At 56.3% G+C, this 20,194-nt stretch carries 25 protein-coding genes and 1 other RNA gene; 15 read left to right on the forward strand and 11 right to left on the reverse strand.

Annotation, left to right across the window (positions count from 1 at the left end; translation table 11 throughout):
• Positions 1-231 precede the first annotated feature (231 nt).
• Together phhA and AAF465_08935 are read left to right on the forward strand one after the other, a co-directional pair.
• A complete protein-coding gene (gene phhA, locus AAF465_08930; GenBank protein ID MEM7082846.1) occupies positions 232-1,023 on the forward strand; it encodes a phenylalanine 4-monooxygenase in 792 nt (263 codons plus the stop codon).
• A 49-nt stretch (positions 1,024-1,072) separates the two neighbouring features.
• Entirely contained in the window at positions 1,073-1,405 is a 333-nt protein-coding gene (locus AAF465_08935; protein MEM7082847.1) for a 4a-hydroxytetrahydrobiopterin dehydratase, read from the forward strand.
• Between the two features lie 97 nt (positions 1,406-1,502).
• Here the strand turns inward: AAF465_08935 and AAF465_08940 are convergent, their stop codons facing one another.
• From AAF465_08940 to AAF465_08950, 3 genes are read right to left on the reverse strand one after another with little or no spacing between them, the layout of a single operon-like run.
• Positions 1,503-2,690, reverse strand: a complete 1,188-nt coding sequence (locus tag AAF465_08940) for a UbiH/UbiF/VisC/COQ6 family ubiquinone biosynthesis hydroxylase (GenBank protein MEM7082848.1) — start codon at positions 2,688-2,690, stop codon at positions 1,503-1,505.
• 27 nt (positions 2,691-2,717) lie between these two features.
• Positions 2,718-4,046 (reverse strand): Xaa-Pro aminopeptidase, encoded by a 1,329-nt coding sequence (pepP, locus tag AAF465_08945; GenBank protein ID MEM7082849.1) that lies wholly within the window; start codon positions 4,044-4,046, stop codon positions 2,718-2,720.
• Between the two features lie 14 nt (positions 4,047-4,060).
• Positions 4,061-4,597, reverse strand: a complete 537-nt coding sequence (locus tag AAF465_08950; GenBank protein ID MEM7082850.1) for a UPF0149 family protein — start codon at positions 4,595-4,597, stop codon at positions 4,061-4,063.
• 109 nt (positions 4,598-4,706) lie between these two features.
• On the opposite strand from AAF465_08950, the gene AAF465_08955 reads away from it, so the two are divergent.
• The 7 genes from AAF465_08955 (at position 4,707) to rpiA (ending at position 8,232) form a co-directional block, all read left to right on the forward strand.
• Positions 4,707-4,940 (forward strand): TIGR02449 family protein, encoded by a 234-nt coding sequence (locus AAF465_08955; GenBank protein ID MEM7082851.1) that lies wholly within the window; start codon positions 4,707-4,709, stop codon positions 4,938-4,940.
• On the forward strand, positions 4,937-5,245 hold the full coding sequence (locus tag AAF465_08960) for a cell division protein ZapA (GenBank protein ID MEM7082852.1): 309 nt from the start codon (positions 4,937-4,939) through the stop codon (positions 5,243-5,245). The genes AAF465_08955 and AAF465_08960 overlap by 4 nt, the downstream gene beginning before the upstream one ends.
• A gap of 47 nt (positions 5,246-5,292) precedes the next feature.
• Positions 5,293-5,475: non-coding RNA, 6S RNA (ssrS, locus tag AAF465_08965), on the forward strand.
• A 14-nt stretch (positions 5,476-5,489) separates the two neighbouring features.
• On the forward strand, positions 5,490-6,071 hold the full coding sequence (locus tag AAF465_08970; protein ID MEM7082853.1) for a 5-formyltetrahydrofolate cyclo-ligase: 582 nt from the start codon (positions 5,490-5,492) through the stop codon (positions 6,069-6,071).
• Between the two features lie 12 nt (positions 6,072-6,083).
• Entirely contained in the window at positions 6,084-6,563 is a 480-nt protein-coding gene (locus AAF465_08975; GenBank protein MEM7082854.1) for an EVE domain-containing protein, read from the forward strand.
• A gap of 218 nt (positions 6,564-6,781) precedes the next feature.
• Positions 6,782-7,327 carry a hypothetical protein gene (locus AAF465_08980; protein ID MEM7082855.1) on the forward strand — a complete coding sequence of 182 codons (546 nt, stop codon included), beginning with the start codon at positions 6,782-6,784 and terminating at the stop codon, positions 7,325-7,327.
• A gap of 236 nt (positions 7,328-7,563) precedes the next feature.
• On the forward strand, positions 7,564-8,232 hold the full coding sequence (rpiA, locus tag AAF465_08985) for a ribose-5-phosphate isomerase RpiA (protein MEM7082856.1): 669 nt from the start codon (positions 7,564-7,566) through the stop codon (positions 8,230-8,232).
• A gap of 80 nt (positions 8,233-8,312) precedes the next feature.
• On the opposite strand, the gene rpsI is transcribed toward rpiA, so the two are convergent.
• From rpsI to AAF465_09000, 3 genes are all read right to left on the reverse strand, one after another.
• Complete coding sequence (gene rpsI, locus AAF465_08990; GenBank protein ID MEM7082857.1) at positions 8,313-8,705, reverse strand: 30S ribosomal protein S9; 393 nt, start codon at positions 8,703-8,705, stop codon at positions 8,313-8,315.
• 13 nt (positions 8,706-8,718) lie between these two features.
• A complete protein-coding gene (gene rplM / locus AAF465_08995) occupies positions 8,719-9,147 on the reverse strand; it encodes a 50S ribosomal protein L13 (protein MEM7082858.1) in 429 nt (142 codons plus the stop codon).
• A 240-nt stretch (positions 9,148-9,387) separates the two neighbouring features.
• A complete protein-coding gene (locus AAF465_09000; protein ID MEM7082859.1) occupies positions 9,388-10,089 on the reverse strand; it encodes a DUF481 domain-containing protein in 702 nt (233 codons plus the stop codon).
• Positions 10,090-10,497: 408 nt separating this feature from the next.
• Between AAF465_09000 and coq7 the strand changes: the two genes are divergently transcribed.
• Positions 10,498-11,145, forward strand: a complete 648-nt coding sequence (gene coq7 / locus AAF465_09005) for a 2-polyprenyl-3-methyl-6-methoxy-1,4-benzoquinone monooxygenase (GenBank protein ID MEM7082860.1) — start codon at positions 10,498-10,500, stop codon at positions 11,143-11,145.
• A 93-nt stretch (positions 11,146-11,238) separates the two neighbouring features.
• Entirely contained in the window at positions 11,239-11,895 is a 657-nt protein-coding gene (crp, locus tag AAF465_09010) for a cAMP-activated global transcriptional regulator CRP (protein MEM7082861.1), read from the forward strand.
• Positions 11,896-12,042: 147 nt separating this feature from the next.
• On the opposite strand, the gene AAF465_09015 is transcribed toward crp, so the two are convergent.
• The 3 genes from AAF465_09015 to djlA all read right to left on the reverse strand — a co-directional run bounded on the left by AAF465_09015 (position 12,043) and on the right by djlA (position 14,204).
• On the reverse strand, positions 12,043-12,621 hold the full coding sequence (locus AAF465_09015) for an aminodeoxychorismate/anthranilate synthase component II (protein ID MEM7082862.1): 579 nt from the start codon (positions 12,619-12,621) through the stop codon (positions 12,043-12,045).
• A gap of 51 nt (positions 12,622-12,672) precedes the next feature.
• Entirely contained in the window at positions 12,673-13,347 is a 675-nt protein-coding gene (gene rpe, locus AAF465_09020; protein ID MEM7082863.1) for a ribulose-phosphate 3-epimerase, read from the reverse strand.
• A 74-nt stretch (positions 13,348-13,421) separates the two neighbouring features.
• Positions 13,422-14,204: a co-chaperone DjlA gene (gene djlA, locus AAF465_09025; GenBank protein MEM7082864.1), complete on the reverse strand. Its 783-nt coding sequence runs from the start codon at positions 14,202-14,204 to the stop codon at positions 13,422-13,424.
• 103 nt (positions 14,205-14,307) lie between these two features.
• Between djlA and AAF465_09030 the strand changes: the two genes are divergently transcribed.
• Entirely contained in the window at positions 14,308-15,201 is an 894-nt protein-coding gene (locus tag AAF465_09030; GenBank protein MEM7082865.1) for a phosphoribosylaminoimidazolesuccinocarboxamide synthase, read from the forward strand.
• Here AAF465_09030 and AAF465_09035 read toward each other — a convergent pair.
• Complete coding sequence (locus AAF465_09035; protein MEM7082866.1) at positions 15,190-15,993, reverse strand: cobalamin-binding protein; 804 nt, start codon at positions 15,991-15,993, stop codon at positions 15,190-15,192. The genes AAF465_09030 and AAF465_09035 overlap by 12 nt on opposite strands.
• A 76-nt stretch (positions 15,994-16,069) precedes the next feature.
• Between AAF465_09035 and AAF465_09040 the strand changes: the two genes are divergently transcribed.
• Positions 16,070-17,392 carry a YhjD/YihY/BrkB family envelope integrity protein gene (locus AAF465_09040; GenBank protein ID MEM7082867.1) on the forward strand — a complete coding sequence of 441 codons (1,323 nt, stop codon included), beginning with the start codon at positions 16,070-16,072 and terminating at the stop codon, positions 17,390-17,392.
• A 115-nt stretch (positions 17,393-17,507) separates the two neighbouring features.
• Here the strand turns inward: AAF465_09040 and pmbA are convergent, their stop codons facing one another.
• The gene (gene pmbA / locus AAF465_09045) at positions 17,508-18,848 is read right to left on the reverse strand and encodes a metalloprotease PmbA (protein ID MEM7082868.1); all 1,341 of its coding nucleotides are present in this window, start codon (positions 18,846-18,848) and stop codon (positions 17,508-17,510) included.
• Positions 18,849-19,194: 346 nt separating this feature from the next.
• On the opposite strand from pmbA, the gene AAF465_09050 reads away from it, so the two are divergent.
• Positions 19,195-19,632 carry a hypothetical protein gene (locus AAF465_09050; GenBank protein ID MEM7082869.1) on the forward strand — a complete coding sequence of 146 codons (438 nt, stop codon included), beginning with the start codon at positions 19,195-19,197 and terminating at the stop codon, positions 19,630-19,632.
• Entirely contained in the window at positions 19,619-20,152 is a 534-nt protein-coding gene (yjgA, locus tag AAF465_09055) for a ribosome biogenesis factor YjgA (protein ID MEM7082870.1), read from the forward strand. The genes AAF465_09050 and yjgA overlap by 14 nt, the downstream gene beginning before the upstream one ends.
• Positions 20,153-20,194: the final 42 nt, after the last annotated feature.

Here is a 20,194-nt window from a genome sequence, read left to right on the forward strand (position 1 = left end):
CGCTGGCCGCCTTGATCGGCGTGATGTTCATGGTGGTGATCGGTACCTTTGCGTGGCGCAGCCTGATGATCCTGCGCCGCATTCCGGCATCGGATACGTTCGTGATGATCCTTGTGACCATTGTGACTGTGGCGACAGACCTTGCCCTTAATGAGGCATAACGCAAACATTTTCCGCCCGAAATGCGCTATTATCTTTCTCACTAACTTCTGATTCAGAAAGGACGACCCTGTGGCTACCTCTTCGAACTACGTTGCCAAAATTCCCAATCGGGACGGCCGTATCCATTACACGGATGAAGAACACGCCACGTGGTCCACCTTGTATGCTCGCCAGGAAAAGGCCATCGCGAACGTGGCGTGTCGCGAGTACCTCGAGGCGCTCGATCGCTTGGATCTGCCAAAAGACCGCATTCCCCAGTGTGTTGAACTCTCTGAACGCCTCTCCGATCTCAGTGGCTGGGGCGTCACGCCGGTACCGGCACTCATCAGCTTCGAGAAATTTTTCAATCTCCTGGCTAACCGACAATTCCCCGCAGCCTCGTTTATTCGTCGCCCTGAAGATCTCGACTACCTTGAAGAGCCCGATATCTTTCACGAGGTATTTGGGCATGTACCGCTGCTTACCGATCCGCGTTTTGCCGCCTTCTCTCAGGCCTACGGGCAGGCAGGGTTGAACGCCGATAAAAAAGATCATGCAATGTTGGCGCGACTCTACTGGTTTACGGTCGAATTCGGACTGATTCGTCGCAACAATGAGCTCAAGGTATATGGCGCAGGCATCGTGTCATCGCCCGGCGAGTGCGAGTATGCACTCAATGACAAGCGACCTTTGCGCAAACCATTCGATCCTCTGGACATGTTGCGCACGCCTTATCGAATCGACATTTTTCAAACAACGTACTTTGTGATCGATACGTTTGATCAGCTGTTTGACCTATCGCAGCGTGATTTGGGCGCGTTAATTCGTGAAGCGAAATCGCTTGGCATGCACGAACCCAACTACCCTGCCAAAGCATCCTGAATACACTTGCCTGTTAACGAAACGGCGCCCATTGCGCTGAGGATCTGTTATGAGTGAACTTGCCGATAAACACTGCGTGCCCTGCGAGGGCGGCGTGCCAACGCTCGAGCCGGATGTTGCCAAAGCCCTACTCGGCAAGCTGGCAGAGGGTTGGTCGATTAGCGACGACGGCAAGGAGATCGTCAAAGATTTTCAGTTTAAGGGCTATTACAAAACCATTGCGTTTGTAAATGCATTGGCGTGGATTGCCAACAGTGAAGGCCACCACCCAGACCTGGAAGTCGCCTACAATCACTGCCTCGTGCGTTACACAACGCATGCGGTCGATGGCCTGACCGAAAACGATTTTATCTGCGCTGCCAAGATTGACGCGCTCATTTAATTGACGCGCAGATCGTTGCCCGGCACGGCTCTCTTGCACGGCGCGCGGACCATTGGGCATTGATTCTCGGCGCAACCCCGCGCGGCGCATGGCGGCATTAGCGCGTACCGAGCGCCTCGCGAGCGAGAAGACTTTTAACGCCCGGCCAGTTATTGAGCAGCCCCATTCCCAACGAGCGGCCCTGACGCAGCACTGGCTGCGACTGGGTAAACATATGGTGCAGCGCATCGATCGTCATCTGCATCTTGCGGTTTTCGTATTTACGCGCGCGCTCATACTGGCGTAGCGCCAGCTGATCACCCACCCCATCGCCGCGTTCGCGCCCCGCATCCAGTGCGCCGGCAAGTTCGGCCACGTCGCCAAAGCCAAGATTGACGCCCTGACCAGCCAGAGGATGCACAACGTGGGCCGCATCGCCAATCAGCGCCACACGCGGCCCGACGTAGCGTTCCGCTCGCAACAGGCCCAAGGGAAAGGTGGCGCGTTGACTGGTCAGCGTCAGGCCACCCAACACGCCATCACACGCGTCGGTCACTGCCGCGCAAAATGCATCGTCATCCAGCGCCTTCACCGAATCCGCCGCCTCATTGTCGAGCGACCATACGACCGACACGTCACCGGATGCCAACGGCAGAAGCGCAATCGGACCGGTCGATAGAAAACGCTGCCACGCAGTCCGCTCATGCCCGTGTTCAGGTCGTAAAGTACACACAATGCCCTGCTGAGCGTAACTCTTTTGCACCACCTTAATGGCCTGCAGAGCGCGCACCTGGGAGCGCATGCCGTCCGCACCGACCAGCAGGCGTGCGGTGTGTTGCGCGTGGCCCGTGTCGAACACCCGCACGCCATCGCGCTCGTGCACAACCTCCTCGAGCATTGAGTTGAAAACAAGTTCGATGCGCTCGTGTGCGCTGGCCTGCTGATACAAAGACCATTGCAGCGCGTCGTTATGCACGATGTGGCCAAGCGGCGTTACACCACAATCGGCACCACTGAATTCAAGGGCACGATCACCAAACGGGGTAACGGCCTCATCCCACACGCGCATGCGCTCAAACGGCGAACAGAATGGCGGCGCAATCGACTGCCAGGCACCCAAGGCGTCGAGCAAGGCTTGACTGCGCGGATTGATCGCGGACACGCGCAACCCCTCGAGACTGGGGGCCTCATAGGGCGGCGCCGCTTCGAGTACGCGCACCGACATGTGTTTTGTTGCCAGCTCACAAGCGAGCGACAAACCCACCAACCCACCGCCGCTGATCAGTACATCGCAATCCGGTTTCACGCGCGCTCATCCACTACACAAGTACCGTTAGGCCGAGCGCCGATTCTCAGCCCGATGCATAAAGGACTCAACATCATCGGCCTGTTTGACCAAATGCTTACTGAGCACATCGGGACCGCGCCGTGTAACCGCGACATCGTCTTCAATTCGAATGCCGATACCTCGAAAGGCTTTGGGTACGTCGGCCTGTTGCGGTACGTATACGCCCGGCTCAATGGTCAGCACCATGCCCGGCTCTAACAGTCGCCAACGATCGTGCACGTGATAGTCCCCCACATCGTGCACATCGATTCCCAACCAATGACCCGTGCGGTGCATAAAAAACGTTCGGTACGTTTCCTTTTGAAGCACCTTGGACAGCGGCCCGTCGAGCAGTCCCTCACGAATAAGCCCTTTGGCGATCACCCGCACAGCGGCATCGTGTGCGTCGTTCCAATGATTGTCGACCACCACACGGTCAATGGCGGCCAGATTGGCTTCATAAACAATGTCATAAAGCGCTCGCTGAGCATCAGAAAAACGCCCGTTCACCGGAAAAGTACGAGTGAGGTCTGACGCGTAATAGTCGATTTCGCATCCCGCGTCGACCAGCACCAAATCGCCATCCCGCAAGGGCTGATCATTCTCGATATAGTGAAGGACACACGCATTGGCCCCGCCACCCACGATTGCAGGATAGGACGCCACGCCCTTGTGGCGGCGAAATTCATGCAGATACTCGGCTTCGAGTTCGTATTCAAACATCCCGGGTCGAACGGCTCGCATAGCGCGCTGATGGGCAATGGTTGCCACCTTCGCCGCATGCCGCATAGCGACGATTTCGCCGCGACTTTTGTACAACCGCATGTCATGCAATATGTGTTCGAGCGCCACAATTTCCTGAGGCGGACTGCTTGCCCCAGACTGCCCGCCGCGACGCAGACCGTTGAGCCAGCCGATAAGCTGCTGGTCGAAACTTGGGTTACGGCCCATGGTGTAGTACACGCTACGGTTCTCCATGAGGCCAGGCAATATATCGTCGAGGTCGGAAATGGGGAACGCGTCATCCGCACCAAACGCGTCGATGGCTCCTTGAGGCCCGGCGCGCGCGCCATCCCATGCCTCCTTGTCCGGGTCGCGCTCACGACAGAACAGCACAAACTCGGCCTGTTCGCGGCCGGGCATCAACACCGCCACCGATTCTGGCTCTTCAAACCCGGTCAAATACCAGAAGTCACTGTCCTGTCGATAAGGATGATGCACATCGCGACTGCGAATCAGTTCAGGTGCAGACGGCAAAATAGCAATCGTGCCGTCTCCCATCGTGCGTGCGAGTTGACGTCGACGTTTGGCGAATTCCTCAGGTTTAATGGCCACGCGGTGACTGCCTGTTAATGCGAAGACGGCGCAGAGCCGCCAAGCTCGACAAGTTCTTCATAGATCAGTTGCACCCCAACTCTTACGTATTCGCTAAGTTCGAAAAAATCGTGTTCGCTGCTCTCGCTGTCGTCCTCTACCGTTGCCTTGGTGAGCTCGACCAGATCCTTGAGAATCTCTTCACAGTCGCCAGGGAGTCCCTCAAACTGCTTAAGTCCGCCCTGCGCCAGTCCGTACAAATAGCCTTGGCACCAACTGGCGAGCGCCGCGACACGCGCACTTAACGGTGTGTCATCATCGGGCAACAACAATTCGAAACTGAGGTCATCACTGTCCAGCGTGGCGGTCAGTTTGGTCGCCGCCGTGCGCAACTCACCGTCCGCCGATGAACCAGCCAGATCTGTGTCTTCGGCCAGCGTGCGCAGCCAGTCGTCGATCGCCCCCTGCGAATGGGTGCAATACAGTCCGATCAGCGTGCCGTGACTCTCTGAAGCCTGCGCGCCTCCGGCTCGATAGCTGGCGAGCATATTGTCAAATTCGGTAAACAACACGGCAGATTCTCGCTGTTAGAAACGAACGCCATCGTATCATCGACGCACCCGAACGGCACGATGGCGATCGGATATTGACCCAAAAATGGACCCGACATATAGTGGCGCGATGAGTGACCAAAGCCCAAAACAGCAGTTCGAACTCGAACTCAAAAAACTTGAAAACCGCATCAGCGAGCTGTTGCGCGCCTGCGGTCAACTTAAGGACGAGAACCGCTCCCTGCGACATCGCCAAGACACACTGATCAACGAACGTGCCGGCCTGCTGCAGAAAAACGAGCAGGTTCGCGCCCGCGTTGAGAGCATGATCAGCCGCCTAAAAGCAATGGAGACCGGCTCATGAGCATCAGTCCTGTCAGCGTGCGCATTCTTGATAAGGAATACCAGATCGCCTGCCCTGCCGACGAACACGCGGACCTCATGCGCTGCGCGGAAATGCTCAATAGCCGCATGCGCGAAATTCGCGACAACGGCAAGGTGATCGGACTTGAGCGCGTCGCGGTGATGGCGGCGCTCAACATTAGCCACGATCTGCTGCGGGCCAGCACCACGGACGATAAGGTGGATGACGGCATGGGAGACCGCCTCAAATCGCTGCGCCGTCAGGTCGAGTCGGTTCTGGAGGACAGCCAACAGCTCGAACTGTGAACCAGACCGTTTGCCCTACCCCACTGGGGGGTCTACACTTCCCATTCGCGTTGCTGCGGTGTTCGAATACGGCCGGGATCCTCTCGACCCTAAATATCTACCCAGGGGCCATGATCTGTCGACGCTATTGTGCATATCCGCCAGGGCGGAGAGCCTACGGCATCACGGCTAGCCCCACCTATTGCTCTGGCTCGAGAGCAATGGCTGAAAACGGCACAGGCGGTAACGCGTCTCTTTTCTTCTTGTGAGCGCTCCATCGAAGCAGTCTCTTCGCACACAACTGCGACGACGACGACGAGAGTTGGACGCGCGAGCGCAAAAACAGCGAGGCGAATCGTTTAAACAACGCGTCTTGCGCACCCCCGAATATCAGCGAGCCGGCGCGATCGCCGGCTACATGCCGGTTCACGGCGAACTCGACATTCGACCCCTTCTGCGCAGCGCGATTGAGAACGGTCGCGCGGTGTACCTTCCGGTAATCGACGGTGCGTCGATGTGGTTCGCGCGCTGGAATGGCCGTACGCCGCCCATCGATCGAACCTCAAACCTCCCTCAACCGCTCAAGCGTGATACCCGCCTACTCAACGCAAGGCAGCTCGATTTAGTGTTTGTGCCACTCGTCGGTTTCACCGCTCAAGGCGCGCGCCTGGGCCAGGGAGGCGGCTATTACGATCGCATGTTTGCCGTGCAAAAAGGCGCGCGCTGGCGCCGACCGACTCTAATCGGCGCCGCTCATGACCTGCAGCAAGTTGCGCACATACCGACAGACCCGTGGGACGTGCCTCTGCCATGCATCATTACCAATCAATTCACTTTTCGACAGTAAGAGAGCCGCAACATGAACTATTGGCTGTTTAAATCCGAGCCCGACGAATTCAGCATCGACGACCTAAAACAACAACCCAAGAAAACCGAACATTGGGATGGTGTAAGAAATTATCAGGCGCGAAACATGATGCGTGATGAGATGAAAAAAGGCGATCGTGGTTTTTTCTATCACTCCAACTGTGACGTGCCAGGCATCGTTGGCACGGTGCGAATCAGTCGCGAAGGCTATCCCGATCACACCGCGTTTGACCGAAACGATAAACATTTTGACCCGAAAAGCGATCCTGACAATCCTCGCTGGTTTATGGTCGACGTCACATTTATGCGCAAATTTCGACAAAAACTCTCGCTAAAAGAGCTGCGTGAATACACAGAAAATGAGCTTAACGAACTGCCTTTACTTCGCCGCGGAAACCGGCTCTCGGTAATGCCCGTAAGCAAAGAAAACTGGGACTTCATTCACGCTTTAGCGGGCGTAAAGCCCAAATAGACCTATATTTAAGGCATTTTCGCGAATAGCGCAGAGCGCCGTAAACAAAACGCGTTCGCAATGAACACAAAAACAACGCGATATCAGCGTGTGCTGTGCGCGCATTGGCTCGATTCGTAAGGGCCGTAGAGCTGCTTGCAACAATTCGTAAGTTGCTGGAATTTTTGACCTTAGTGTATATACTCGTCGGTGGACAACCCGACATGGAGACCATTAACATGGCTACTAAAAAGAAGACCACTCGTCGCAAAAAGGCGACAACGCGAAAGCGTAAAACAGCAGTGCGCAAGAAAAAGACCACTGCACGCAAGAAGAAGAAGGTAACGCGTAAGAAGAAAACGACGCGTAAAAAGAAAAAGAAAGTCGCGAAAAAGAAAAAGAAGGTAACGCGTAAGAAGAAGACTACGCGCAAGAAGAAAAAGAAAGTCGCGAAAAAGAAAAAGAAGGTGACGCGTAAGAAGAAAACCACGCGTAAGAAGAAAAAGAAAGTCGCGAAAAAGAAAAAGAAGGTAACGCGTAAGAAGAAGACTACGCGTAAGAAGAAAAAGAAAGTCGCAAAAAAGAAAAAGAAGGTAACGCGTAAGAAGAAGACTACGCGTAAGAAGAAAAAGAAAGTTGCGAAGAAGAAAAAGAAGGTAGCGCGTAAGAAGAAGACTACGCGTAAGAAGAAAAAGACCACTCGCAAGAAAGCGACGCGCAAGAAAGCGACGCGCAAGAAGCGAGCAACGAAGAAAAAGCGCAAAGTGAGACGTAAGAAGAAGTAAGCGTCTGCGCATAGCTCCTTCGGGAGCCACGGCCAACGGTTCAGCGGTGGAGCGCCACTGAACTTAGGCCAGAAAACAGGCCCGCGCTCCGGGCCTGTTTTTTTTGGCCTATCGGAAAGGCCAGAACCGGGCGGTCAGCGCCGCCAAGTGAGTAATCGAGCAGCCTGCCGCTAACGACCTTGCGCTAAACGCCGAGGCGGGTAGACTTTGGCCAGTATCGAGCGGGAGACAAACCAATGTCCACATCGGCAAAAATGATCGCGGCCCGCGCCGCGCTGAGTTACCTCAAACCCAACTCGATTGTGGGTGTTGGGACGGGCTCGACCGTCAACTGCTTTATCGACGCACTGGGCGAATCCGAACTTCAGCTCCAGGCAGCAATATCGAGTTCGGAAGCCTCGACTCGACGACTCAAGGATATTGGCGTGATGGTTGTCGATCTCAATGACGTCGACGCGTTCGATGTCTACGTGGACGGGGCCGACGAGGCCAACCCATCACTCGAACTGATCAAAGGCGGCGGCGGCGCGCTGACGCGAGAGAAAATCGTGGCACAGGCGGCCGAACAATTTATCTGCATTGTCGATGAATCCAAACTAGTTGAAACGCTGGGCCAGTTCCCACTTCCGATTGAGGTCATACCCATGGCTCGGTCAAAAGTCGCACAGACTATTGAAGAAGCCGGCGTTGAGGCACGCTATCGCGAGGGATTTGTTACCGACAACGGCTGCCACATTCTCGATGTGCATGGCTTGGCCATCGATCGCGCTCGGGATACCGAGTCGCAGCTGAATCAAATTCCCGGCGTCGTGACCGTTGGACTATTTGCCCATCGCCCCGCCGACGTGCTCATCGTGGGTGACGAATGTGGGGCCCGAGAAATTGCGCGCGCAGCACCGCGCTGAGTGAATCGACGTCGCGCCACGTGAGCGGAGCATAAAAAAACCGGCCAGCTGGCCGGTTTTTTGTCGGTAGTCGTGTCTGTTTAGCGTTTCGAGAACTGAGTGGCTCGACGCGCTTTGCGCAAGCCCACTTTCTTACGCTCCACTTCACGGGCGTCGCGCGTTACGAACCCTGCTGCGCGCAGTGGACGACGATTTTCTTCATCGTAGTGCATCAGAGCGCGGGTAATGCCATGACGGATAGCGCCGGCCTGTCCAGTCGTGCCACCACCTTTGACCGACACATTGATGTCGAACGTGGTTTCGGCATTTACCACTTCAAGCGGCTGTCGCACGATCATGCGCGCCGTTTGCCGTCCGAAGAACTCGTCAAGCGGCTGGTTGTTCACAGTGATGTTGCCACTGCCGGATTTCATGTAGACACGAGCGGTAGAGGTTTTGCGTCGACCGGTGCCGTAATACTGTTCGGTTGCCATGCTGATTCCTGCGTTAAATTTCGAGAGTCTGAGGCTGCTGTGCGGCGTGCGGATGCTCCGCACCGGCAAACACGCGAAGCTTCTTGAGCATCTGACGGCCCAGTGAGTTCTTTGGCAACATGCCCCGGACGGCGGTCATCAGCACACTCTCAGGATCACGCGCCATTCGCTTATCGAGGCGCTCTGACTTCAGGTTGCCGATGTAACCGGTGTAATGGTGGTACATCTTCTGCGTGAGCTTGTTGCCAGTCACGTGGATTTTATCGGCGTTGACCACGACGATATAATCGCCGGTGTCGACATGGGGCGTGAACTCGGCCTTGTGCTTGCCACGCAAACGGCGCGCCAGCTCACTGGCCAAACGTCCGAGCGTCAGCCCGTCGGCATCCACGACGTACCAGTCGCGTTTCACTTCAGCCGGTTTTGCTGAAAACGTCTTCATTATCAATGTTCTCCAGGGTGCCGCGCAGGACGAAGCCAGCGCTAGCGCGAAAGGACGGCAATTTTAATGGAGGTGCGTGCGGATTGCAACGCCGCAAACAACGGAAATTCGCCTTCAATCTCAATAAATTAATTATTATATTTCAGCGGCTTACGCTATTTGCTGGGCTTGAACACAAAAAACAGGGTCCGCGGTGACGCCAGCGAGAGGCTCGGAAGTCGCCGCGGACCGGTGAATCGCTCAAAACGCGTACTCCAGATTAATGGACGTAAACGTGTCGGTCTTGTCGAATCCGGCCGGTACGTCGGAGTTATTGTTCACGGTAAATCCCAGCACCAATGACAGTGCATCGCGGATCTTCGTGTTGAGTTCAGACACCGCAATGGTGTTGGTATTGTCACCACCAATTTCAACCGCCAGGGTCTGAGTAAACGTCGACGTGTCGCTGATGTTGAACAGATAATCGCCGGCAAGTCGCACAATCGCGCTGCTATCATCCGTACCGTCAATGAAGTCCTGCTGACGATGACCAACGCCAATCTCCGCGTTAAGCTCGTGACGCTCATTTTTGACCAGACGACGCCCGTAGCCCAGCGTCTCAGACAGCGACTGTTCGACACTGCTAATTTTGTCTTTGTCGTAGTTGATACCGCCAAACCAGTAATCGAAATCGCGAATGTCCCACTTCGCCTTGTATCCCAGGCTGTAGCGCTCAGCGGTGCTCTCACCATTGGATTCGGCACCCAGCGCGAGCAGCGCTAATTCGTGAGTCCAACGACCAACGGCATAGCCGACATCGAGAGTGCCATTGACGCTGGTTGATTCCGAGTTGCCGGTGGTGGCCAAGTAGCCTAATCCGGCCTTCGCCGTCCAGGGTCCGTCCTCGGCTGCTGCTGTCGCACTGACGAATATCGCCAGCAATGCTATTGCGGTCCTTTTCATTGCCCTTACCTCGTTTCAGATCATGAATTTGCCGTTGAGCAACACCAGCCAAAGCCCGGTGCCTGCTCCGATGGCCGCGTATAGTACGGTATTCTAGCCGCACTGCAACAGGCGAACTGTAAAATCTGATGTGAGTGTGGCCCCAGCTCTTCAGAACGATCAATTGCGGCCGATTACTCAATCTATAGAAGGACTTAATGCCCTGCACGGCAGAATTCGCAAGCCTCCCGTCGCCCGCAATCGGCTGTGGACAACCGGTGGACGGTACGATCTTGTCCAAAACCCGCCGGCGCGACGCCATCGAAAGGCCGTTGTCGGGCTAGGCACTGGAGGCGGCTTCGCCACACCAATACGTTAAATCGTGTCGTGTGTCACATGTTTTCCACGCCCAACTGCTAGAATATGTTAATGAACAGTCGACGACTCACACCACTGGATACCCTCATTGCGGGCTTCGACACCACGCTTCGCCAGATTGCGGGAGCCGGTCAATCGTCGAGCCGACCAACGCCAGCGCCCGAGCAAGACGAAGCGGCGACGTTGACGCGTAGCGAGGCCGTGCTGTCCGGACGACTCATGCGAGTCAATCACGCGGGCGAAGTGGCGGCCCAAGCGCTTTACCGTGGCCAGGCGATGGCGACACGCGACGAACGTGTGCGCGACGCCATGCACGAAGCGGCGGAGGAAGAAACCGATCATCTGGTGTGGTGCAAAGAACGGCTCGATGAGCTCGGCGCGCAACCCAGTGTTCTCAACCCATTTTGGTACGCCGGCTCATTCGCTCTTGGTTTTCTCGCGGGCAAAGCTGGGGACGACTGGAGCCTTGGCTTTGTTGGCGAAACCGAACGACAAGTCGAGCAACATATCGACAGTCATCTGGCGCGTCTGCCACAGAGCGATCACCGCAGCCGCGCGATTTTGGAGGTCATGAAAGAAGACGAGGCTCGCCATGGCGAGAAGGCGATGGCAGCCGGTGGTCGCCAACTGCCCCCATTGGTGCAGTCAGTAATGACCCTCACATCCAAAGTCATGACCAAAGGCGCTTTTTGGCTATAGGAATGGCGCTTTTTTATCGTACAATCAATAAATTGCTGATACACTCTCGCGTAATATCTTGTTTATACGCCCAAGTTAAATAAAGAGGTCACGATGGAAGTCAAAGAAAAGAACTTTAGTGAGGTGCCGGCCATCAATCGGTTTCTCAACTACTGTCGAATGCGCACCGTGCCATCCAAGACGGTCGTGATTCATGCGGGCGACCTGCCGGACATCCTCTACTACATCGTAGCGGGCAGCGTTGAGGTCATGATCGAAGACGAGGACGGCAACGAAATGGTGTTGGCCTACCTCAATAAAGGTGAGTTCTTTGGCGAGATGGGGCTCTTTTACGAGCAGCCAACGCGAAGCGCCTGGGTGCGTACACGTACCGAATGCGAAATTGCCGAAATGACCTACCCCCGCTTTCGTCAAATTGCGTCAGAAAGCCCCGGGCTGGTTTTCGAACTGGCCACGCAGCTCGCCAGCCGTTTGAACCGCACCAATCAAAAACTCGGTGATTTAGCGTTCGTCGATGTGACCGGTCGGATCGCTCACGCTTTGATGGATCTTTGTAATGAGCCCGATGCCATGACCCACCCTGACGGCATGCAAATAAAAGTGAGCCGCCAAGAGCTGAGCCGTCTTGTGGGCTGCTCGCGCGAAATGGCGGGGCGCGTGCTCAAGGTCTTAGAAGAGCAAGGCCTGGTCACCGCCAGCGGCAAAACCATTGTGGTGTTCAACGCCCGACCTGGACAACAGCGCGCGTAAGCACCGACAACCGTTCTAGGCCGGGAATCGCAATGCCCGAGCCGGACACGAACGACACACTAAAAAGCAGCGCCTGGCGCTGCTTTTTTGTGGATTACCCTTTTTCGTCTGGATGCCGGGGCGCACCGTTCTCCCACATCCGCCGCACTACGCGGCGATAAAATTCGCCAGCATCTGGTGACCAAACTCGGTAAAAATCGCCTCAGGGTGAAACTGAACGCCGTAAATGGGGTACTGACGGTGTCTGAGTCCCATGATTTCATCGCGGCCACCCGCATCGTCAAGGGACCAGGCATTAATCTCAAGCGTGTCGGGCACACTATTGGCCTTGACCACCAACGAATGATACCGCGTCGCCTCAAACGGATTGGGCAAGTCGGCAAACACGTGCTTACCATCATGGGTGATGGGTGAGGTTTTGCCGTGCATCACACGGCGAGCATGAACCACGTCAGCGCCAAAACATTCCGCGATTACCTGGTGCCCCAAACACACGCCCAAAATGGGCGTGCTCGCGCCGAACGATTTCACCACGTCGCCGGATACGCCGGCATCGGCAGGTGTGCCAGGGCCCGGGGAAATAACGATTCGGGCAGGATTGAGCGCCCGAATCGCATCCACCGTCAGTGCGTCATTACGAAACACCTGCACTTCTTGTTTCAGCTCCTGCAAATACTGAACAAGGTTAAACGTGAACGAATCGTAGTTATCGATCATAAGAAGCATAGAGATCGTCCGTTCGCTCGGCACGCATTCGCAGCCCGAAGCCTGCCTGATTCAACCTGCAACGGTGGCCAGTTCAGCGCGCATGCGACCAATCACGTCGCGGTAGTCGTGTTCATTAAAGATCGCCGATCCTGCAACAAAGGTGTCCGCGCCCGCCGCTGCAATCTCGGCAATGTTATTGACCTTTACGCCCCCATCAATCTCAAGTCGAATGGACTGCCCACTTTGATCGATGCGCCGGCGTGCCTCGCGCAGCTTATTCAACGCTGATGGTATAAACGATTGCCCACCAAAGCCTGGATTCACAGACATGACTAGAATCATGTCGAGCTTATCCATCACATAGTCAAGACAATCGAGCGGTGTGGCGGGATTGAAAACCAAACCGGCTTTGCAGCCCTGTTCGCGTATGAGCTGCAGCGTGCGATCGATGTGTTCCGAGGCCTCCGGATGAAACGTGATGTAGCTCGCGCCTGCCTCAGCAAAATCACCGACAATTCGATCAACCGGCTTGACCATCAGGTGCACATCGATGGGTGCCGAGACACCGTGATTTCGCAGCGCTTCGCACACCAATGGACCGATGGTCAAATTGGGCACGTAATGATTATCCATCACATCGAAATGCACAATATCCGCACCGGCTGCCAACACGTCATCGACTTCCTGGCCAAGCCGAGCAAAGTCCGCGGAGAGAATCGAGGGGGCGATTTGAAAGTCGGTCATGATGGTTCCCATAGAGCATAGACAACCAGGCGGCCGGAGGGCGATTGCCTGGCGATTTTTAGCGCGCCGATAGTCTAACGCAGGTTGCGGGCCTCTTTAATCTTTTCGTAGGCATCACGGCACTCGGCGAGTCGTTGCTTAGCTTCCTCGCGCTGGCCAGCAGACACGTCATCCCCGAGTAGTTTGTCAGGATGCAGGCGATTCACCCATCGTCGGTAGGCAGTTTTGACCTCTTGATCACTGGCCTCTGGACTCAGCTCCAATTGCGCGTAGGCCGCATCGAGCGACGACTTGCCTTGCGGCGTCTGGGTGCGAAGTGACGCCTCAATTACCGCCATCTGAACGCGACTGATGCCAAGATGATGGCAGACCTCCCATGCACGTTTACGCGTCGCTGGATGTATCTGATGGTCAGCCAGCATAATGGTGAGCTGTGCCTGTACGAAGGTGGTGATGGTGGGCCGGTGGTTGTTAGTGATGTCGCGCACATTGCGCAAGACTTCAGCGAGTGGGAAGCCCTTGCTCTTGCCCTCGTTAAAACACTCGATTGCGTGACGCTTCTGCCCGGGACTCAGTTTCCACGCATTCATGACACCACTGGCGGCCTCGATTTCTTCCTCCGAGACTCGTCCGTCCGACTTTGCGATATGACCCATGACGGCAAACGTCGCATAAAACAGATGCCGGGAGCTCGATGGCGATGCCGGCTCTTCGTCCTCGGACACATCCCGCAATCCGCGGTCGAACTGATGCCCGATCAATGCCCCGACCAACGCACCGGGCAAGCCGCGAATCACCAGCCCCAGCAATGCGCCGATGGCCTTACCCCACCATGGTCCATCCAAAAACTTGAACACACATTCTCCCGAACGTCTATCGTGCCGGTATGGTAGCAGTTTATACTCCTCCTTTAATCACGCCCGCGTTCGCTCCGGGCCTGGCCTTACCGGATCCAAAACTATGGTTGAATCGCCCCGCGCCCTTCAGGAGTCAACGCTGACTTCGTTGCCCTTGGTTCACCGCGGTAAAGTGCGCGACAGCTACGCCGTTGGTGACGACCATTTACTTATAGTAGCCAGCGATCGGCTCTCGGCATTCGACGTCATTTTGCCCACACCCGTGCCGTCCAAAGGACGCATACTGACCGACATCTCGAATTTCTGGTTTTCCAAAACCGGTCACATCGTGGCGAATCACCTGACGGACATCGCCGTCGAGGACGTGCTGACTGACCCCCACGAACGTGCTCAGGCGCTTGGACGGTCGGTGGTCGTGCAGCGCCTAACGCCATTGCCGGCCGAAGCGGTGATCCGTGGCTATCTTATCGGCTCGGGTTGGAAAGACTATCAAGCCACGGGGTCGGTGTGCGGCATCGCACTGCCCGACGGGCTGGCGCTGGCCGAACGCTTGCCCGACGCCATTTTCACACCGGCCACTAAAGCGGCGGTTGGCGATCACGACGAGAATATCTCTTTCGATACGCTCAGCGAACTTATCGGTTCCGATCGCGCACAGCAGCTGTCCGATATCTCTCACGCCCTGTATGCCTTTGCAGCCGAGTTTGCGCTGCGCAAAGGCATTATCATTGCCGACACCAAATTCGAATTCGGCCTCAATTCACATGACGAAGTGGTGCTGATGGACGAAGTCTTGACCCCCGACTCATCGCGCTTTTGGCCGCAAAGTTGTTACGCCACCGGCATTAGCCCGCCAAGTTACGATAAGCAATTTGTACGCGACTACCTGGAGACGCTCGACTGGGATAAGACCGCACCTGGCCCCACCATTCCCGAAAACGTTCTTAAGAAAACCGCGGACAAATATCGCGAAGCGCGGGATCTGCTACTCACCTAGGCGCGCTGTTACCCATGCGCTAATAATGGCGTGTAGCGCGTCGAGACCGTCTGTGAGCGCAGCGGGTCCGGGCTGCAGAATCATGGCCGATTTTATTTCAAAAATTTGTTTGTCGCGCACCGCCGGGATGGCGTCCCAACCGTCGCGCGCCGCCACTCGCTCAGGACGAAATTTCTTGCCGCACCACGAACCGATAATAATATCGGGTGACCGCTCCACGACTGTTTGTCGGTCGGGAATAATGCGGTTCTTACCCAGACTCTCCGCCGCCAGTTCGGCAAAACAGTCGCGGCCTCCGGCGATGGTGACCAGCTCCGACACCCACTGTATCCCGCTGATCAACGGATCGTCCCATTCCTCAAAATACACGCGGGGTTTTACGGCGTACTGGTGAGTCAGCTGCCGCAGCGCGTCGACCTTTTGTTCGAGTTCGGTCGCCAGCTGCAGCGCCCGGTCGGCCGCACCGACCATCGCCCCCAGCTGCGCGATCATGGTGACAATCTGGTCCACGCTACGGTGATTAAACACATGAACTTCAATCCCATGCGAGATGAGCTCTCGGGCGATGTCCGCTTGCAGATCGGAAAAACCCAGTACCAGATCGGGCTCAAGCGCCAAAATGCGATCGATCTTGGCCGAAGTAAACGCCGACACTTTGGGTTTTTCTTTGCGCGCTCTTGGCGGACGCACGGTAAACCCCGAAATACCCACGATGCGGTCCTCTTCACCGAGCAAATAGAGCGTTTCGGTGGTTTCTTCGGTGAGACAAACAATTCGTTCCGGCCAGCGCATACTCTCTCCCAGCGACTTGCACCCTAGGCTTTGGGCGTGCCACAGTCTACGCTCTGTGCAGCTTGTGAGTTACTGCGTGAAGCATCCGTTTGTCGCAATCGCCGATTTTCTTTGGCACCCACGTTGGGCGCGTTCGTCGCCGATCATACAACGAACGATGTGGTTCCTGCGCTACCCCTATGCGCTTTTACGTGACGCCCTGCGCGGCGAGCTCAATCTGCGGGCTATGAGTCTGGTGTACACGACGATCCTCTCGCTCGTACCACTTATTGCGCTGAGCTTCTCAATGCTAAAAGCGTTCGAATTCCACTATGAGCTGAGTCCGGTGCTCAACAACATTCTTGCGCCGCTGGGCCCCAAAGCGGCCGAACTCAGTCAGCGCATCATTTCCTTTGTCGATAACGTTCAGGGCGCGGCGCTCGGTTCGGTTGGACTCGCCTTCTTGATCTTCACTGTTATCTCAATGGTACAAAAGGTCGAAGAGAGTTTTAATTTTGTCTGGCAGGTCACCAAGTCGCGCAGCCTGGTACGCCGCTTCAGTGAATTTTTGAGCCTCATCATGGTGGCGCCGGTGCTGATGCTGGTCGCGCTGGGATTACTCGGTACGCTCTCGGTCGACGCCGTCACGTCCCGTCTTTTGCAGTATGAATGGATCGCGGACGGCACCGTTTGGCTTAGCCAGTGGGTACCGTTGCTGATCATCTGCGCGGCGTTCACGTTTCTCTACGGGTTCATTCCCAATACGAGAGTCACGCTTCGCGCGGCGGTAGTCGGCGGTGTGTTCGGTGGGGTCGTGTGGACGCTGGCAGGAAAAGTTTTCCAAGCGGTCGTCGCCAGCTCAGCGCAATACACCGCGATCTACTCGACGTTTGCGATTGTCATCGTGGCTCTCATTTGGCTGTACATCGGTTGGCTCATCTTACTCGTGGGCGCCAAAATCTCGTTTTACGCGCAAAACCCGCAATATCTCCGATATGGCCGTCAGCGCCTTGAAATTGGCACAGCCAAACGCGAACGCCTCGCCATCGCCATTATGGTTCGTGTGGCGCGTAATTTTCAGTCTGAAAAAACGGGCGCCAATATCAATCAGATTGCCGCACAACTTCACGTTACGGGCAACTTGCTCGCCCCGATTGCGCAACGACTTGAAGAGTCGGGCCTACTGAACAAAACGGCAGAGGCGCAACTCATACCGGCGCGGGCGCTGGCCAAAATTAAGCTGCTCGATGTGGTTAATGCCGTGCGCATCAGTCAACGACATGACCATGCGCTCAGCGTTACGGGCCACCCGGGTCCGGTGGACGATGCTGTGAACACCATTATGGGCAACATCGACTCATCTATCGAACAAACGCTCGGGATCACCACCCTTCAAGACCTGATGACAGACAACGACTAGCCGTCCCGTTCGATACGATTGATGCGGATGTCGTGTTCGCTTCACGTCGAGGCAGCCACTCACGCCACGCCAATGAAACGCCGTTTACGTTTTGCCGCCCCGTTTTAAAGAGTGTTCAATTCCCTGCAATCGTGAGTTCGTCGAGCAGCAACGAAGCGCAATGGACTTTACTGTTACGATCCACGTCGCTGCCGATGGCAATGAGCTTTTGATACATATCAATCAGATTGCCCGCGATGGTAATTTCATGCACCGGATAAGCGATCTCACCATTTTCGACCCAAAACCCAGCCGCACCGCGCGAATAGTCGCCGGTGATGGCATTGACCCCTTGTCCAATAAGCTCCGTCACATAAAGACCACTGCCCATGTCTCGGATCAGTTCCGCGTGGTCGGCTGAGCCGGCCGTCACCACCATGTTTTGTATACCGCCCGCGTTGGCGGTCGTTTCCAAGCCGAGACGTCGCGCCGAGTAACTGCTCAAAATGAAATCTTGCACCACGCCATCGGCTATCAGGTCGCGCGCATAGGTCGCCACCCCCTCGCCGTCCATCGGTACACTGCCGAACGCTTTCTCGATGTGCGGCTCTTCCCGAATTGACAAAAAGGAGGGAAACACCTGCTGTCCTTTTGCGTCGAGCAAAAACGAGGCTTTGCGATACTGCGCACCACCGCTCAATGCCCCGAGACAGTGGCCGATCAGACCGCGCGCAAGTCGTGCTGGAAACAACACCTTCGCCGTGCGCGTCGAGAGCTTCCGCGCACCGAGTCTCGCCACCGCACGACGCGACGCTTCTTCGCCGACTACCGAAGGCGCATCGAGATCCTCGGCAGCGCGCTTGGAGCTATACCAGTAGTCGCGCTCCATTGCGCCATTCGCGTCCGACGCGAGAACCGCGCAGCTTATGCTGTGGCTCGATGTGCGAAAGCCGCCGACAAAACCATGCGAGTTGCCATACACGCGTGTGCCGGTAAAGCTGCTGACGGTGGCGCCCTCGCTATTTTGTATACGCGCATCAAAATCGCGCGCGGATGATTCGCATTCAGACGCCAGCTCAATGGCATCGTTCGCATCAATACCCCACGGATGATAAAGCGACAAATCCGGAAGCTCTGTGGCCATACGGGATTTATCCGCTAACCCGGCCGCGGGGTCCTCGGCGGTAAACCCCGCAATCGAGCACGCCTTCGCCACCGTCTGTTCGATCGCGTAGTCAGAAAAATCCGCCGTGCTCGCGGAGCCGTGTGACTGACCTCGGTAGCACGTCAGACTCAGGCTGCGATCGCGTTGATATTCGATCGTCTCCACTTCCCCCAACCGCACATTGACCGACAGTCCGGCACTGGCGCTCACGGCGGTCTCCGCGGCGGTGGCCCCCTGAGCACGGGCGCTGTCCAGGATCCGGCGGGTGAGTGATTCCAGTTCGTCCTGAGCGACGGGAGCAAGCTGCGACATGATTAAACCATCCGAATTGAGATCATTGAGCGACGCGCAGGCCGCGTGGCAGAGTGTACCTGACGCTTGCGGCATTTGGCTCGCATCGCGAGAAAATCGCTTATACTCACGAATTAGACGAGAGCCGTTTTCCGCGTGGCTCTGTTCGCTACCGGAGCATTGTGCTGACATGATCCACCCACATACACATACACATGCCGATGGGCGCGGCGCGGTTTCTGACCGATGCTCGGCGCGGGGCGTTCACCGGGCACTCGGGGGGCTGCTGGCGTTACTGATTTGCGCCGTTGGATGTACGGCCAGTGATTCGACGCCGACGCCCAACGCTGAAACAGGACACACCGATATGTCAGATAATCGCCAATCCACACCGCCCGAACCGACTGATGCGTCATCAATTGGCGACCGCAAGGCCCGTGTCACCGACGGACACGATTCGTCGGCGCAACCGTCAGTAACCGTGGACTCGCCGGCATCGTCGTCAGTCAATGTGCACGGTGTACCGGATGACTTGCTGAAACGGATGGTCGCGTCGGTGGCTGAGCAGGCCGGTGTATCGGCAGACACTGTGCAGCTGGTGCGCGCGGAGTCCACCACGTGGCGCGATGGTTCGCTGGGCTGCCCACAGCCCGGCATGGCCTACAGCCAAGCACTGGTGGACGGCTACTGGGTGATCTATCGCGCAGGCGATGAAGAGTACGATTTACGAGCGACCCGTCAGGGCACTTTCACGCGCTGTACCGGCGCCACTAAGCAACCCCCGATTCGCTATGACGACACGTGATCGTTTAGTCGACGATGCGCCTGACGACGAGGGCCTGAGCAAGACCCGACTCAAAAAGGAAATGCATCGACTACAAAAACTCGGTGAAGAACTCATCGACCTGAATCGCCGTCAACTCGATGCGTTGCCGCTGCCTGATGAGCTTCGCGCGGCCATCGATGCTGCTCAAAAAATGACCAAACATCGGGCGCTCTATCGACAACGACAGTTCATCGGCAAGGTCATGCGCTCGATCGATGCAAGCCCTATTGAGGTGGCGCTGAACAACCTGCGACACCCCGAGCGTCAGGCCAATGCCCGCTTTCATAAAGTCGAACACTGGCGCGATACGCTGGTCGCCCATCCGGAGCGCAGCAGCGATTTCATTACTGAGTTTCCCTCGATCGATCGCCAGCAGCTTGGCCAAAAAGTGCGTGCAGCCAACAAAGAGCATCTTAACGGCAAGCCCGTCGGCGCTGGCAAGGCACTATTTCGATTCATTGACGCGCATTTCGAACGACTCGAGGCGTCGGCGGAGTAAATCGCTGGTGATCAGGTCGCGCCGCGCTGGTAAACTTAATCT

The organism is Pseudomonadota bacterium (genome assembly GCA_039028935.1).
Lineage (GTDB): Bacteria > Pseudomonadota > Gammaproteobacteria > Steroidobacterales > SZUA-146 > SZUA-146.